Annotated in this window: 17 protein-coding genes, 1 tRNA gene and 1 pseudogene; 9 read left to right on the top strand and 10 right to left on the bottom strand. The window is 57.1% G+C overall.

The window, feature by feature from the left end:
• Positions 1–140: 140 nt before the first annotated feature.
• The gene (locus G359_RS20605) at positions 141–287 is read right to left on the bottom strand and encodes a hypothetical protein (protein WP_156150814.1); all 147 of its coding nucleotides are present in this window, start codon (positions 285–287) and stop codon (positions 141–143) included.
• A 311-nt stretch (positions 288–598) separates the two neighbouring features.
• Here G359_RS20605 and G359_RS20175 point away from each other — a divergent pair, with 311 nt between their 5' ends.
• The gene (locus tag G359_RS20175; protein WP_082073111.1) at positions 599–784 is read left to right on the top strand and encodes a hypothetical protein; all 186 of its coding nucleotides are present in this window, start codon (positions 599–601) and stop codon (positions 782–784) included.
• Here G359_RS20175 and G359_RS16785 read toward each other — a convergent pair.
• Complete coding sequence (locus G359_RS16785; protein WP_045837052.1) at positions 781–1,005, bottom strand: hypothetical protein; 225 nt, start codon at positions 1,003–1,005, stop codon at positions 781–783. The genes G359_RS20175 and G359_RS16785 overlap by 4 nt on opposite strands.
• Before the next feature lie 647 nt (positions 1,006–1,652).
• On the opposite strand from G359_RS16785, the gene gmd reads away from it, so the two are divergent.
• Both gmd and G359_RS16775 read left to right on the top strand, forming a co-directional pair.
• On the top strand, positions 1,653–2,729 hold the full coding sequence (gmd, locus tag G359_RS16780) for a GDP-mannose 4,6-dehydratase (protein WP_045837051.1): 1,077 nt from the start codon (positions 1,653–1,655) through the stop codon (positions 2,727–2,729).
• A gap of 15 nt (positions 2,730–2,744) precedes the next feature.
• Positions 2,745–3,746, top strand: coding sequence for a GDP-L-fucose synthase (locus G359_RS16775; RefSeq protein ID WP_045837050.1), 1,002 nt, complete (start codon positions 2,745–2,747; stop codon positions 3,744–3,746).
• Here the strand turns inward: G359_RS16775 and G359_RS16770 are convergent.
• Positions 3,727–3,921, bottom strand: coding sequence for a hypothetical protein (locus G359_RS16770; RefSeq protein WP_045837049.1), 195 nt, complete (start codon positions 3,919–3,921; stop codon positions 3,727–3,729). The genes G359_RS16775 and G359_RS16770 overlap by 20 nt on opposite strands.
• Positions 3,922–4,417: 496 nt before the next feature.
• Between G359_RS16770 and G359_RS16765 the strand changes: the two genes are divergently transcribed.
• On the top strand, positions 4,418–4,645 hold the full coding sequence (locus G359_RS16765) for a hypothetical protein (protein WP_045837048.1): 228 nt from the start codon (positions 4,418–4,420) through the stop codon (positions 4,643–4,645).
• A 409-nt stretch (positions 4,646–5,054) separates the two neighbouring features.
• Positions 5,055–5,336, top strand: coding sequence for a hypothetical protein (locus G359_RS20600; protein ID WP_156150813.1), 282 nt, complete (start codon positions 5,055–5,057; stop codon positions 5,334–5,336).
• 889 nt (positions 5,337–6,225) lie between these two features.
• Here the strand turns inward: G359_RS20600 and G359_RS16755 are convergent.
• Together G359_RS16755 and G359_RS16750 are read right to left on the bottom strand one after the other, a co-directional pair.
• Positions 6,226–6,672 carry a hypothetical protein gene (locus tag G359_RS16755; RefSeq protein WP_045837046.1) on the bottom strand — a complete coding sequence of 149 codons (447 nt, stop codon included), beginning with the start codon at positions 6,670–6,672 and terminating at the stop codon, positions 6,226–6,228.
• 401 nt (positions 6,673–7,073) lie between these two features.
• On the bottom strand, positions 7,074–7,271 hold the full coding sequence (locus G359_RS16750; protein WP_045837045.1) for a hypothetical protein: 198 nt from the start codon (positions 7,269–7,271) through the stop codon (positions 7,074–7,076).
• A gap of 598 nt (positions 7,272–7,869) precedes the next feature.
• Between G359_RS16750 and G359_RS16740 the strand changes: the two genes are divergently transcribed.
• The 4 genes from G359_RS16740 (at position 7,870) to G359_RS20595 (ending at position 9,719) form a co-directional block, all read left to right on the top strand.
• Positions 7,870–8,115 (top strand): hypothetical protein, encoded by a 246-nt coding sequence (locus G359_RS16740; protein WP_045837044.1) that lies wholly within the window; start codon positions 7,870–7,872, stop codon positions 8,113–8,115.
• Between the two features lie 205 nt (positions 8,116–8,320).
• Positions 8,321–8,551, top strand: a complete 231-nt coding sequence (locus tag G359_RS16735) for a hypothetical protein (protein WP_045837043.1) — start codon at positions 8,321–8,323, stop codon at positions 8,549–8,551.
• Between the two features lie 35 nt (positions 8,552–8,586).
• Positions 8,587–9,414 (top strand): transglutaminase-like domain-containing protein, encoded by an 828-nt coding sequence (locus tag G359_RS16730; RefSeq protein ID WP_045837042.1) that lies wholly within the window; start codon positions 8,587–8,589, stop codon positions 9,412–9,414.
• A gap of 86 nt (positions 9,415–9,500) precedes the next feature.
• On the top strand, positions 9,501–9,719 hold the full coding sequence (locus G359_RS20595; protein ID WP_045837041.1) for a hypothetical protein: 219 nt from the start codon (positions 9,501–9,503) through the stop codon (positions 9,717–9,719).
• A gap of 44 nt (positions 9,720–9,763) precedes the next feature.
• Here G359_RS20595 and G359_RS16720 read toward each other — a convergent pair.
• The 5 genes and pseudogenes from G359_RS16720 to G359_RS16705 all read right to left on the bottom strand — a co-directional run bounded on the left by G359_RS16720 (position 9,764) and on the right by G359_RS16705 (position 13,270).
• A tRNA-Gly gene (locus G359_RS16720) sits at positions 9,764–9,837 on the bottom strand.
• 279 nt (positions 9,838–10,116) lie between these two features.
• Positions 10,117–11,337, bottom strand: coding sequence for a tyrosine-type recombinase/integrase (locus tag G359_RS16715; protein WP_045837040.1), 1,221 nt, complete (start codon positions 11,335–11,337; stop codon positions 10,117–10,119).
• A gap of 65 nt (positions 11,338–11,402) precedes the next feature.
• Positions 11,403–11,459: pseudogene (locus tag G359_RS21165) on the bottom strand (hypothetical protein); the annotation flags it as partial.
• A 506-nt stretch (positions 11,460–11,965) separates the two neighbouring features.
• Complete coding sequence (locus tag G359_RS19780; RefSeq protein WP_197077599.1) at positions 11,966–12,643, bottom strand: helix-turn-helix domain-containing protein; 678 nt, start codon at positions 12,641–12,643, stop codon at positions 11,966–11,968.
• 294 nt (positions 12,644–12,937) lie between these two features.
• Positions 12,938–13,270 carry a hypothetical protein gene (locus tag G359_RS16705; RefSeq protein ID WP_156150812.1) on the bottom strand — a complete coding sequence of 111 codons (333 nt, stop codon included), beginning with the start codon at positions 13,268–13,270 and terminating at the stop codon, positions 12,938–12,940.
• Positions 13,271–13,311 lie beyond the last annotated feature (41 nt).

The raw sequence follows: 13,311 nt of genomic DNA, 5'->3' as shown, positions 1-13,311 counted from the left end.
GCCTTGACCGTAAGCGAGTAACGCTTGCGGGAGTCCAAAAGTATCCCAATGATGCGAGGGTGCAATTATCTCCCGACATCGCCGTTCGCAAGGTCTTTGGATAAAGCTATTCCGCAACAATGCTCGCGTTGATCGACGTCTTAGCCGAGCATTTCGAGGCTCAGGCTCAAGATGATCGCGAGCGTCGTTGTGGCGACTGCGCCTAGGAGAGTGAGAAAGACATAGTAGCCGTCAGATGCGGCAGCCTCTACGTCTTCGAACCGGATTTTCACTGCCTGCTTCGGCATACCTAAAACTCAGAGTTGGCTGCGTCCTGGAAACGAGTTTGGCGAGATAAAGCTCCCGTCTCTCACATTCAATCCCCTGCGACCGAATTGGCAGGGTTGATGCGGCACTTGTTCACACCGTATGCCTTAGTAGAGGGTCGAGTACGGTGGGCGGAGTTTCGAGGGATCTGGTCTGCCCGTTCGAAATCCGTGAACGGCCGCACACGAAGTTCACGAAAACATTCATCCGAAATTCAGAAGGGAAATCAGAAAGAAGACCTGCACGGCAGGCCGATTCGTATGCTCGTGCGAAGCGTTTCACGGGGTGGCAAATGGAAAAATTTCGCGTGGTCGTCTGGTGTGAATCCTGCCGGGGCGACGATGAGGGATGTTTCGGCGGCGGCAATGAGGTCATCGATGGCGCGTTCGAGTCCTTTGAGGATGCTGAGCGTGCCGGGGCCCATTACTGCTCGGACTTACCGTACCAATACCGCATCGTGCATGCGGGTCCGGTCTAGGCGCGCATAAGAGCGCTTTGCTGGCCCAACGCCTCTTTCAGAGTTTGTTGGGCCATCTGTAGTTTTCGGATCATATCCTCGTAATCGAGGGCCGAATCCAACGCATCGCTCAAAAGATAATCAGCCTGCTGGACCTTGGCTTCCAGACGCGCAATGCGGGATCGCGCATCGAACAGCTCGGCGGGCTCATTATTGCTTACGGCGAGGTTCTCGATCGTCATGACCCGCTCCTAATCGCGCAATGCACCAATGACATCCCTGCAACGCGAGCTACGAATGAGGGTTCCTCGCGCGGTCCGGCCAGGCACAGTGACGGATCTGTGACAATCTGATGACGGAACATTTATAGGTATTTCAGGTTCTCCGCCGATTAGCTCGTGGAGGAGCAAATACTGTGAAGATACCTTTGATTTTCGCCGGAATAATTGGTGTGCTCATGACTACGGCGCCCGCGATCGCCCAATCGCCCGGCGCTTATTACAATGACTCTGGGAGGACTGCCCCATCGGGGTACGGTCCCCGGTGGAGCGGAAGCGATGACATCGGTGACAAGGTCGAAAGGCCAACTGCGCCGGAGGAATACGAGTCGACGGATCAGGGCCGGAACGTCCCACTAAGTCAGCGGGTCGATCCTGAAAATCCGGAGTCGCCTTCGATGAGCGGTACTGCTGATTAAGAGTGAGCCGCCGGTCGTAATGCCTTGGCCAAAGGGGCGGTGCCACGGGAATATTGTGCCCGCCCTCATTCGTCCCGTTCTCCACTGATATAGTGCGAAACAATCTGCAGTTGAGCCGCTTTCTGCGTATCTACTATTGCGGGCACAATCGATTCCATTACTATCTCAGGTAGTGATCGGACGAGGGGGCGCATGGCAGAGCGAAGACGGACGGCACTTATAACAGGCGTGGCCGGGCAAGACGGATCCTATCTCGCGCGCCTTCTGCTTCAGCAGGGCTATGAAGTTCATGGCATCAAACGGCGCTCGTCGTCCTTCAATACGGAGCGCATCAACGACCTCTATTGCGATCCACGAGAGCGGGCGACGCACTTTCATCTCCACTACGGGGATCTGACGGACACGACGAACGTCATTCGTCTTGTGCAAGAAATTCGACCTGACGAGATTTACAATCTCGCCGCGCAAAGTCATGTGGGCGTGAGCTTTGAAACGCCGGAATACACAGGCAATGCCGACGCACTCGGTACGCTTCGGCTGCTCGAAGCGATCCGTATCTTAGGGCTCGCCGGATCGACGCGCTTCTATCAGGCCTCGACGTCTGAACTTTACGGGAGCGTCCGGGAAACGCCCCAATCGGAGACAACGCCGTTTTATCCGCGGTCTCCCTACGGCGTCGCCAAGCTTTATGCCTATTGGATTACGGTCAACTACCGCGAAGCCTATGGGCTGCACGCCTCGAACGGCATTCTCTTCAATCACGAAAGTCCGGTCCGCGGTGAAACCTTCGTCACGCGGAAGATCACGCGCGGTGTGGCGGCGATCGAGAAAGGTATCCAGCGCACGCTGTACCTCGGCAATCTCGATGCGAAGCGCGATTGGGGCCACGCCCGCGATTATGTCGACGGCATGTGGCGCATGCTGCAGCAGGATGAGCCGGGCGACTATGTTCTGGCGACTGGCGAAACGCATTCGGTTCGCGAATTCGTCGAACTCGCATTCCGAAGAGCCGGGCGCCTTCTCCGCTGGGAGGGCACTGGAGCCGATGAGGTCGGGCGCGATGCGAACAGCGGCAGGGTGCTCGTGCGCGTCGATCCCGAATACTTCCGGCCAACGGAGGTCGATCTTTTGCACGGCGATCCCTCCAAGGCATTCGCCAAACTCGGTTGGAGACACAAGACGTCATTTGCCGAATTGGTGGCCGAAATGGTCGACGCCGATTTGCTTCTCGTCGATCGAGAGCATTGGCGCTTGGACCGGTCTGCCTGAGCGGTTGGCGCGCAGATGTTCTACGATCTTTCGGGAAAACGCGTTTTTGTTGCCGGTCATCGTGGGATGGTCGGAGCTGCGCTGATGCGCCGGCTTCGGCGCAAGCCTTGCGAACTGATTACTGCCGGGCGGGACCGTCTCGATCTGCTCGATCAGGCGGCCGTTCGCAGCTTCATGTTCGAAGCGCGACCTGACGCGGTCATCGTTGCGGCTGCTCGGGTCGGCGGCATTCAGGCGAACAGTACCCTGCCGGCGGAATTTCTTTACGAAAATCTCGTCATCGAGACGAATGTCATCCATTCCGCATTCCGAGCTGGCGTGGAGAGGCTCGTGTTTCTCGGGTCTTCTTGCATCTATCCCAAATTCGCGCCGCAGCCGATCCGAGAGGAGGCGTTACTCAGCGGTCCTCTTGAGCCCACCAACGATTGCTACGCCATTGCAAAAATAGCCGGGCTAAAGTTGTGCGAAGCCTATCGCGCGCAATACGGCGCCGATTTCTTTTCGGTGATGCCGACCAACCTCTACGGACCGGGTGACAATTTTCATCTTGAGACGTCGCACGTCATTCCAGCGCTTCTTCGCAAGGCGCATGAGGCCAAGCTCGGCCGCGCCTCCGAGGTTTCGATATGGGGCAGTGGCACGCCTCGCCGTGAATTCCTGCATGTCGACGATGCTGCGGATGCAATCGTGCATTTGCTGGAGAGGTATTCCGGCGGACACCATGTCAACATCGGCTCGGGCGAAGACATCACGATCCTGGAGCTCATGAAGCTGATTTGCCGCGTGGTCGGGTTTGAAGGCAAGATCGTTACAGACCCTTCGAAGCCCGATGGGACGCCACGCAAGCTTCTCGATGTTTCGCGTCTTTCGGCGACCGGCTGGAAGCCGCGAACGAGCCTCCACGATGGTCTCGCGGATACCTACGCTTGGTTCCTCCAAACTGCCTCCGGCGAACAGCGTAGGCAGGCTGAACGCAGGTTGATGGCCGGACTACCGCTCAAGCTGCGTCCATCATGACGGCTTTACGGAATTTCGATATGTCGCGCTCGCCTTGGTCGGCGATAGCGCAGACGCGCTGAACGACGTCATCTGTCGAAAGCTCCGGGTAGCGGCTGCGTGTTTCTGCGAGAATTTCAGTGATGATGTGAGCGAGTTTCTTTAGCTCATCCGAGCTGTAGCACGTGATCTGCATGTCATTCCTAATACCAACGGAATGCCGGCTCGTCCGCACCGAGCCGGCATCCTAACAGAGCGAGGCAAATGCCGCGCTCGGGGTCAAAAACGCTTGTCATTACCTGTGGTTCCCTGCCGCGATATTTCGCCCGAGAAGCGGGCCTCGGGTGGTGTGTCCGGCGTGGCTCATGGCATTATTTGGTTGGCGTCATTATCACGACGGGCTTGACGCTCTGCACCCAAATCAGATTGCTTAGCGAATGCCGACAGCAGCATTAGTGCTGAGTAGTTGTTGCCCATGGATCTACATGGCAACCTCTACCCCAGAGGTTTGATCGGTGGCTGGCAGAACCGCGCCGTCCCCAAATGGTTCTGTCTATGAGCGATAAGCTCAAGGAAGAGAGCGGCTTACAGCGCCGCTCTCTTTTTCTTTATGCGGATTAATTCTAAAATTCATCCGGAACTACGTTCCTCGCGCGCCGTTTTCCTACCAAAGTCGTTTGGAGGATAACGCCATGGCGTTAAAACGAGACCACGATTTCATCGACGTCGCGGACGAAGCGCTCGCGCGTCGCGACGCACGGCGCATTGTCTGGATCGGCGTGTTTGTTTCGTTCGTTCTCGGTATCGTGCTGCTATCGGTGCTGATGTACGGACGCATCCTAACCGACGACGCAGGAATTGTTTCGACATCGCCTGCGGCGCTTGTCGCATTCGACACTCCAAAGCCAAACACGCCTTAGGCGAGGAGAGACGATCATGGCCTTCTGGAGCGAGAGCCGCGGCATCAATGAGGTGGTTCGAAGAACGGACACAACGCTGAATGTGCTTGTGGCAGTGCTGCTCGCGGCGTTCGCGTTGGGCGCAAGCGCCTATTATTATGGGCAGATGAATCCCAAGGTGCCGCTTCAGGGGGCGAGTGCTCCGGCGGCAAGTGCGCCTGCGGGTGAACCCGATTTAAATCGCTTTCACCCTTCCGGGTCGCAACCGCCTCCTTAGCACCCAATGCATCTTCTGAATGCTGCTGATTGCGCGGAAATCGTGAACGTATGTTCATTTTCGTGCGTCTTCCATACATTCTCGTAAGCGCACAAATTCCGCAATTTTTTGGGTCAGAAATGTCTCTTGCTTCTACTGCAATGGAGACACCCAATGAGGAAAATTGCTCTCGGATTTATTGCACTCAGCAGCTCCCTGTTCGCGACTGTGGCCTCAGCGGAGCCGATGTTCCCGACGCCTCCTTCATCTCAATCGTTGGTTCAGAAAGCCGATTACTATCACCACTGGCATCGCGGCTGGCGTGGTCCCGGCTGGCGTGGTCCGGGTTGGGGTTATGGATATCGCGGCTGCTTCGGCGTGCGGCATCTCTGCGCTGACCGCTGGGGTTGGGGCGGTCCTGGATTCCGCCGTTGCCTGTGGCGTCACGGCTGCTGACAGGCGCGACTTACCAAATCAATTTTCGAGGCCGGGAGGTTTCAGCTTCCCGGCTTTTTTTCGGTTCGGGTTTCATGACCTCTTTCTGCAATCGAAGATCAATTTCTCATTCGTCGCGCGGCGTGTGCAGCGCGTCATGAAACATGGCTCAAAGGAATCCGTCTGTGAACTGGATGTTCAGCGCGAAGTGCGAAAGTTCATTCTCGCACTGAGGTGGCGCTAGACTCTTCTTGCTTCCCAGCAAGGAGACGCACAATGAAAAAAATCGTGTTCGGGTTTATTGCTTGTGGTGTTGCCGTGGTTGCAACGTCGGCTCTCGCAGAGCCACGAATCACGACTGCACCACCGGATCAAACGCTGGTTCAGCGCATTCAGCATTTCGGTTGGCCAGATCGGCCCAGTGGTCCTGGCGGTCCTCCCTACTCCGGCGTCAACAGTTGCGATGCCGTGCAGGAGGTGTGCGGTAGTCGATGGGTTCCTGGAGGCCTGAATTATAGTAGGTGCATGTTGCAACTGGGCTGCTAAGCAGCAGTAATGTTTATCTTGAGGTCGGGGGGCGTTGTCTTCCCGGCCTTTGAAATCAGCCCCGAACAACATGATCTCTCGACTGATGATTTCAGGCATCAGGTGCGAGAAAAGCGAGGGGATAATTATTTGCTGCACAGCGCGCTCAAAAGCGTTGGCCGCGCGTGTGCTATCAAGGCGGCTCGCGGATCGCTCTGGGAGCCTGTGCGATGCTTGAGGATATCAAGATGATTTTGGCTATCGGCGCGCCGATAGCGCTTGGGATCTATCTGATCTCACTTCTTCGCAACGACCCGGCGAGAAGAAAGCGAAAGGCCAAATAGCCGGAAGCCTTTCGCTCTCGTCATTCTACGGCTTCCGCTGACTACTGCTTCGTCTTCGTCAGCTCGTTCCACTTATCGCCGAGCTGTTTCTTGAGATCGTCGACCTTCTTGGAGGCTTCATCCGTCTTGGCAGTGAACGCTGCGCGTGCTGCCGTGTAGTCCTCGTCCGATATTTCGAACTCGGTCAAGAATGGGCATCCACCGTGAGCGAGATTGGGCGCGGCGTAGCGGACGAGAGTCGTTGCCGGAGTGGCGCCAGGGCCGACCTTCACAATGACCGCATCCTTTTCGAGATGGCACTTATCGCCCTTCGCAAGCTTCTTCATGTCGACGGTGACGAACTTGCCGCCCTCGTTGAGCAACGTGACCTCTCGCGCGCTGGGCAAGAATGCCAGCTCGAGCCCCTTGTCCGCGTCAGCCGCTTGCGCTCCGAACGGCATTGCCGCAAAGGCGGCGGCTATCAGCGTGTATTTGATGAGAGTGTTCATGCGTGGCTATCCTCTTCTCTTTCTTACTTTCGTTCGTAACTGCAACGCGGGTTGACGGTTGGTCGAAACGCTTTGGGCACGTTATGTGGCCACAATGTGTAAGTTCATCTAAAGCCCCAAAAATATAATCAGGCCGCGTAAAGTTCACCCTCAAAGGCGGTTATTCTTGCTTTGATTGACGTGCCGCTTCGGTTTTGTATGAAACCCGAGTCAGCAGGTTAGCACTTGAATGGTCCGTGAACGGGAGACCGCGCGACTTGCCCCTTCTGAAAGGCGAGACGGCGGGGCCTCATCTGCAGATCGGATAGCGCAACAGAACTCGTCGCTGGGCAGCGCGAGTTTCATAAATGAAATGCGTGCGGGAATTGGCCCGCACGCATCCAACTACAGGGAGATGAATTTCAGGATTGGTCGCCGTTGACGCTGTCGGTCAATTGCTTGGTCGTTTGCTTCACCAAGATATACCGGCCGCCGACGAAGCTGATCTTCGTGCCGGATAGACCGGACTGATCGGCCTTTTCGAACACTTCGACATTGTCGAAGTTGACGTTGATGGCTTCGCCACTCGCCAGATCAGTGCATTCGAGAAATTTAGGCAAGGGTGGCTCCGGTCGTTTAATGCGTCGGCTATTTGAGTTTTGTGGCGGATCTCGTAGCCGGTTTGACGGTGGACCGCGATCCCTTTTTTGGAGCTGGGGCCTCGAGGGCCTCGCGCGCGAGACGTTCAGCCCGCAAACGCTGTGTCTTCGTCAAAACAGCGATGCGCTCATTTTCGCGCTCTTGGATGGCTTGAATTGCCTCTTGCTGACGACGAAGCTTCGCTTCAGCGACTCTTGATTTTGCAGCTTCGCGATCGCGTTCGGGTTTCATCGCATCAATTGCCGCTTGATGCTGCGCACTCTTGGGATAGTTCCACATAAACCATAGATGGGGGTTCGGACGCCATTGTGCAATCCCCAACTGCCAAATGCGCACGCGGATGCCAATGACTTCGGGTGTTCAAATTGGATTTGTCGGTAGCGGCGCAGGATCGATCTCAAAGGTGCTCGCGGTTGGGCAAATCGAATAATCCCATCGCATTGCTTTGATATTCGGCCAGGACACCTCGCTGAAATCGACCTATAACCCTTCTCGAGATCGATCTTGCCGGGGACTTAGCTCCGGCTGCGTTCATTATGAAGGAAGCCGAGGACAATAATGATCCACTGGAAGCCTGTCGGAGAGTACGTCGAGCCTAACTGGGTGAAGCTTGGGACGGCGTTGCCGCCTACACTTTTCTGGCGCCCCAAGCACGGCGCCATCCTTGGGTATATCCGCGACGGCGAACTCTTCGATGCGAAGTGGCTGTATGTCTGCGACAGCAACAAGGTCACGGACTTCTCGCCCATCAACGCGCCGGGCGACAACATCATCGATTTGGACGCTCATCGGGCCGGGGTCTGAGCATTTTAGCGGTTATCAGGATGCTGACGATTTTGAGGTGTACCGGCCGTTTTAGATCCTCCCGGCCGATGCATCGCCGTCCTTTCGAATAAAAAAGGTAGCTAAATTCGCCTCAACCGCGCATGATCATCCGACCATCGGCAATGTTTGCTGGCGTCGATGGCTGAGAGATGCTCGCGCTCCCGCCTGCCCCCGGAGGACGCGAATGTACGCTCGCCCGCCTTTCACAGCCGATCAATTTGCACTTTGCTATCGCGCTTACGCAGCAGCTTTGCTCGATATTCAAAATCAACCGGGCGGGCCGATCGCTGCGCCTCCGACCGACAGCACGTGCCTCATGCTCGCGCTGCGGGTCATAGAAGCATCCGCGAATGGCGTGCGCGATCTTCCGGGCCTGAAACGGCTCGCGCTTGCCAACCTGAACGTCCAGCATTGAACGGTTCAACTCTGGTCCAGATTAGGGATGAACGTATGAAGCTTCGGGTCGGCTATGAGCTGGACTATGTGTTCGCTCAACCGACACCCGCCATTCTGATGCTCAACATTCACTACACGCGGGTTTCGGATCTCGCGATGCCCGATAATATCATTGTCAGCCCTCCGGCGCCGATCTCAGGTTATCGCGACGGATTCGGCAATTGGTGCAGCCGGATCGTTGCGCCGGCGGGACGCGTTCGAATTTCCACCGATGCAATTGTCAGCGATTCCGGTCAGCCTGATCCGGTGATTGCCGATGCGTGGCAGGTGCCGGTCGAACAGCTTCCGGAAGAGGCGCTCGTCTTCCTTCTCGCCAGCCGCTTCTGCGACAGTGATCGTCTGTTGGATTTGGCTTGGAAGCTATTCGGCTACGCGACACCGGGGTGGGGACGCGTTCAAGCGATCTGCGATTTCGCGCACAATCACATAGCCTTTGGCTACGAGCATGCACGCGTCACGAGGACGGCCTCGGAAGCCTATGAAGAGCGCCGCGGCGTCTGCCGCGACTACGCGCATTTGGCTATCGCCTTCTGCCGCGCATTGAACATCCCGGCACGATACTGCACCGGCTATCTCGGCGACGTCGGCACGCTGCCGCCTTATCCGCCGGGAGATTTCGCGGCGTGGTTCGAAGCCTACCTCGGCAATCGTTGGTGTACGTTCGATCCGCGGAACAATGTCCCTCGGATCGGTCGCGTACTGATTGCGCGTGGACGGGACGCGGCGGACGTCGCGATGACAACGACGTTTGGTACCAACACGCTGGAAGGTTTCCGTGTGTGGACGGATGAAATCGCGGAAAACGCCAAATTGGCGCTTTGATTTGTTCTGCAGGCACGATGCCAAAAATCGTTGATTTCAACTTGCCGATCTCGAAGCAGATCTGGCGCGACATACGGAGATGAAAAATGTCTAGAACGAACTTGGCTATAGCGAAATTCAGAGTGGGGCAGACGGTCGACTTTTCTCCGTCGATGCGAGGGCTCGCGGCGTCGGCCAGACTCTATAAGGTTACGCGCGTTATGCCCGCTGACGGTGGCGAGCGCCTCTACCGCATCAAGACGATCGCTGAGGTGTTCGAGCGCGTCGCGCGCGAGAGCGAGCTTCTGTCATCATCCGCAGTTTGAACGGGCCGATGCGCGGCGGCCGTTTACCGGTGGACGAGAAATCTTGGAGCGGGCGAAGGGAATCGAACCCTCGTATGCAGCTTGGGAAGCTGCCGTTCTACCATTGAACTACGCCCGCAAAGCCCGATTTTCCTGGGCTTTTTGACTGAAATCACAGGGTTTTCCCGTAGCCCGAAAAGAACATAAAAGCCAATAAAAAACAAGGCAGGCGCAAAAGCGTGCTACGCATGTGCTACGTCAAACGCACGGGAGCCGGCCTCGAGGCAGGGGCCGGGGAGGGGAGAGGGCACCTGGTGCACGTTCGGGTGCAATTTGGGTGCAGATCCCGGACTTGCACCCGGCAACAAAAAGGCCCCGGATTGCTCCGAGGCCTGATGCCGTCCAACGATGATTGGCGTCACTCAGCGGCGACGAGCCGCAAGGGTGCCCTGGCCGTCTGGACGCGGCCCCGGGCCTCGACGATCTCTTCCTGCTGCACGGAGACGTAGCGCAGCGTCGACTTGATGTTCGAGTGATCCATCGCTTTCTGGACGAGCTTGATGTTCTTCGTCGCCCGCGCCAGCCGTGAGCCGAACGTGTGGCGGAAGTCGTGGGGGTGGAAGTCCTCGATCCCGGCCTTTGCGCAGGCGGCCGTGACGGCGCGGCGGAGCATCTGCGCCGAGATGGCGCGGATGGCGCCGTGCTCGAAATTCCGCTCGCTCTCGATCGTGAAGACGAACGGGCACTCGGCCGGGCTTTCCGCGTAGGCCTTGCGGACGATCTCGTACTCGCGCTGGGTGAGCCTCTGGGTGACGATCTGCACCGAGCGCTTCTTCAGGAGCCGGAAGGTAATCGTCCGGGCCTCGAGATCGACCTTGTCCTTTTCGAGCCCGAGCCAGATCGACTGGCGCTTGCCCGAGATGATGAAGAGTTCGCAGATGTCGTGATAGCCCCTCGGCAGAGCGCCCCAGAAACGCAGCTCCTCCTTGAGCGACAGCTCGCGGTTGCGCTCGTCGGGTTCCTTGCGCTTGACGCCGTCGCGGCCGCCCCAGGTGAACTGATCGAGGTCGATCATGACGCCCCACTGCTTTTTAGCGCGGCGGAGGACGCGGCGCAGCGGTTCGATGATCTGGCGATTGACGCAACCCGGCGTCGGCAGTTGCTGGATCGACCGAAGCTCGTAAACGGCTTCCGGGGTTGCCGGTGTGCGGTCGCGCTTGCGGACGAATGGCGTCACCCGCTTCCAACGCGTCAGCGGCTGCTTGGCGCGCTTGCTGGCAGCCCCGGAGACGGTCGCTTGCGTGATCGACGTCAGGAGCGTGTCGGCACCGAAGTAACGCACAACCTCGGCCATGTGCAGGCGCTGGGTCCGGCGAGCTTCGTCTGAGGGCGACGTCGGGAGGATCTCATCGAGATAGCGCTCCGTCGCCTCGCCGATGGTCATCAGCGTCGCTAGTTGTCCTGTCGCTGCCTTCCGACGTATCTGCTCTTCGTATTCGCGGGCTGCAGCTTTCGTTTTCTGGCGCGTGGAGCCTTGGAACTTGCGGGATTTGAGTTCCCCAGGGAGGCGCATTTTGAACGAATAGCGCCAATACGGCTCTGGAGTTCCGTCTCGGCGAAGGGCACGGAAGACTGACATGTGCGTTTGCTCCTCAAGTACATCAAAACGTCTTCCTTGAGAAACCGGCGATGGCAGCCCGTCAGCTTCACCGAGCCGATGGCGCCTGCATTTGCCAAGCGCCGTAGGTGCACCGGGGTCATCCCAAGCAGATGAGCGACTACGCCGGTTGTCTGATAACGGCGGCCGGCGAACACCGCCTCAACATCCTTGAGCAAGGTTTCTGGGATCGCGTCGGCGATGACAAGACCATCATGATGCTCACCAGATGACGGCGCGCTCGAAAACATGACCTTTGGCTCCGGCGAGAGTATCGTGCCTTGAAATTATAATGTCTAAATGAAGTATATCAATACGATACTTCCTGCGCCAGCGCCTGCCTTGCAGAAAAGCCTGCTACGATCCTCTCGCAGCGGGTTTTCCTGAGAAATTTGTGAATAGCGCGGAAGGGAGGTCTTTTGGCGTTGCTGGTTTCCGTGAGGGCCCGTCGGATCTCTCGGAGGTGGCGCCTCAAACCGTCCATGGGCAAGTCGCCGCCGCCTATGACGGTGAGGTGTCATCGACCTTGATCGAGCCGATCACTTCAATTTGGATGTTACGCGCAGGAGGCGACCATATCGAGCGAGAGCGCGGTATCTGCATGATTGGGTTATTTCGAACCGAGAATCACGTGCTCAACGAGCGTTCCGAAGAAGACGAAGTCAGTGGCGCGCTTCACGTCTATCGTGTCGTAGCTCGAATTGTCGGCGGTTAGCTTGAACGGTACCGCTAGCGGCTTTCCGAAGCCCTGCGATTTGTATCGCCGGAAAACGACGTCCTTCGAGCGGACCATAACCAGCATTACGCACTCGCCAGGAGAAGGCATCTTTTCACGGTCTACGGTGACGATATGGCCGGGTTTGAATGCCGTAACCCCGGCTATGCTGGCGCCGTCCATCGCATCTTCGAAGATCTCGAAGGAGATAGAGTGCGCTGAGCAATCCGCATACGTGTGCCGTTTCTCTGCAATATCTTCTATGGTCAGAGCGCCACGCGCGATCTCTAGAATCTCAGCTTTGCTGCCTTTTGATACAATGCGCCCCTGCCGAGGCTTAAGTCTCATGCCGCTCTTCGATGGGGTACCTGATAGAAGCCATTCAATCTCCACCCCATACAGACTTGCTACCTTCCGCAGATCTACGATCGTTATCTCCGACCTTCCGGCCTCCCAATGACTTATGAGTTGCTTACTTTTTGATAGAATTTTTGCCACTTCATCGCCGGTCATCTTCGCATCTCGCCGTGCATCCTTGAGACGCTTCCCCAGACTTCTAATTTCGTCTTTCATAGTGTCTTCCACCAACTCCGACCTGCGCTGCGGTTTCAAGCCGACCGACATCGTCGGGACTTCGAGTCTGCAATAATTGTATCGTGATGCTAGACCTTATGGCAATAGGCAGAGCTTCCAAAACCGGAGAACACGCAGCGAATGGGCCATTCATTCATAGCAAAGAACGACGGATCCGACGCTCGATGGGGCTCTCGTGGTGTTTCACCCAGCGATTTGATTCCTGGGTTGCCTCGAGCACGGACGCGGAGCCGATGGAATGAAAAAGGCCGGCATGGAGTCCGGCCTTTGGCGTCACCAATAGTAAGTGTGCGGCTTGTGGTTTCCGACGGGCCAGACGATTCCGTCGGCGTCGTAACCCTGGATAATCTTCTTTTCGAGCGCCCGACTCTCGCGACGCTTCGGTCGAGTGTGAAAGAGAATATCCCACGACTTTGGGTAGCTGTTCATCATTCGCTTGTAGGGATGCCAGGCTAAGGCCCAGCCTTCCCAATTACCTGCCTTCAGCCGGCTTTCGCGGGAGAGAACGACCGGCTTCAGCTTGTTCTTCGCTCGCCAGCTCGTCTCGCTGCCTCGAATAGCTCTGGGGCAATGAATACGTGCCTTGCGGCGCTTGTAGTGTGCCATTTTGGGCTCCATGGGTTGCTTACCTACATGGAAACCTCCTC

It is taken from the genome of Hyphomicrobium sp. 99, assembly GCF_000384335.2.
Taxonomy (GTDB): Bacteria; Pseudomonadota; Alphaproteobacteria; order Rhizobiales; family Hyphomicrobiaceae; genus Hyphomicrobium_B.
The sequence above is the reverse complement of the archived record's forward strand: the minus strand, read 5'-3'. Positions and strand labels throughout refer to the sequence as shown.

What these genes read in the sequence shown, in the direction of transcription:
- G359_RS20605 (WP_156150814.1), bottom strand. Translation starts at nt 287, where the DNA reads ATGCCGAAGCAGGCAGTGAAAATCCGGTTCGAAGACGTAGAGGCTGCC.
- G359_RS20175 (WP_082073111.1), top strand. Translation starts at nt 599, where the DNA reads ATGGAAAAATTTCGCGTGGTCGTCTGGTGTGAATCCTGCCGGGGCGAC.
- G359_RS16785 (WP_045837052.1), bottom strand. Translation starts at nt 1,005, where the DNA reads ATGACGATCGAGAACCTCGCCGTAAGCAATAATGAGCCCGCCGAGCTG.
- gmd (WP_045837051.1), top strand. Translation starts at nt 1,653, where the DNA reads ATGGCAGAGCGAAGACGGACGGCACTTATAACAGGCGTGGCCGGGCAA.
- G359_RS16775 (WP_045837050.1), top strand. Translation starts at nt 2,745, where the DNA reads ATGTTCTACGATCTTTCGGGAAAACGCGTTTTTGTTGCCGGTCATCGT.
- G359_RS16770 (WP_045837049.1), bottom strand. Translation starts at nt 3,921, where the DNA reads ATGCAGATCACGTGCTACAGCTCGGATGAGCTAAAGAAACTCGCTCAC.
- G359_RS16765 (WP_045837048.1), top strand. Translation starts at nt 4,418, where the DNA reads ATGGCGTTAAAACGAGACCACGATTTCATCGACGTCGCGGACGAAGCG.
- G359_RS20600 (WP_156150813.1), top strand. Translation starts at nt 5,055, where the DNA reads ATGAGGAAAATTGCTCTCGGATTTATTGCACTCAGCAGCTCCCTGTTC.
- G359_RS16755 (WP_045837046.1), bottom strand. Translation starts at nt 6,672, where the DNA reads ATGAACACTCTCATCAAATACACGCTGATAGCCGCCGCCTTTGCGGCA.
- G359_RS16740 (WP_045837044.1), top strand. Translation starts at nt 7,870, where the DNA reads ATGATCCACTGGAAGCCTGTCGGAGAGTACGTCGAGCCTAACTGGGTG.
- G359_RS16735 (WP_045837043.1), top strand. Translation starts at nt 8,321, where the DNA reads ATGTACGCTCGCCCGCCTTTCACAGCCGATCAATTTGCACTTTGCTAT.
- G359_RS16730 (WP_045837042.1), top strand. Translation starts at nt 8,587, where the DNA reads ATGAAGCTTCGGGTCGGCTATGAGCTGGACTATGTGTTCGCTCAACCG.
- G359_RS20595 (WP_045837041.1), top strand. Translation starts at nt 9,501, where the DNA reads ATGTCTAGAACGAACTTGGCTATAGCGAAATTCAGAGTGGGGCAGACG.
- G359_RS16715 (WP_045837040.1), bottom strand. Translation starts at nt 11,337, where the DNA reads ATGTCAGTCTTCCGTGCCCTTCGCCGAGACGGAACTCCAGAGCCGTAT.
- G359_RS19780 (WP_197077599.1), bottom strand. Translation starts at nt 12,643, where the DNA reads ATGAAAGACGAAATTAGAAGTCTGGGGAAGCGTCTCAAGGATGCACGG.
- G359_RS16705 (WP_156150812.1), bottom strand. Translation starts at nt 13,270, where the DNA reads ATGGCACACTACAAGCGCCGCAAGGCACGTATTCATTGCCCCAGAGCT.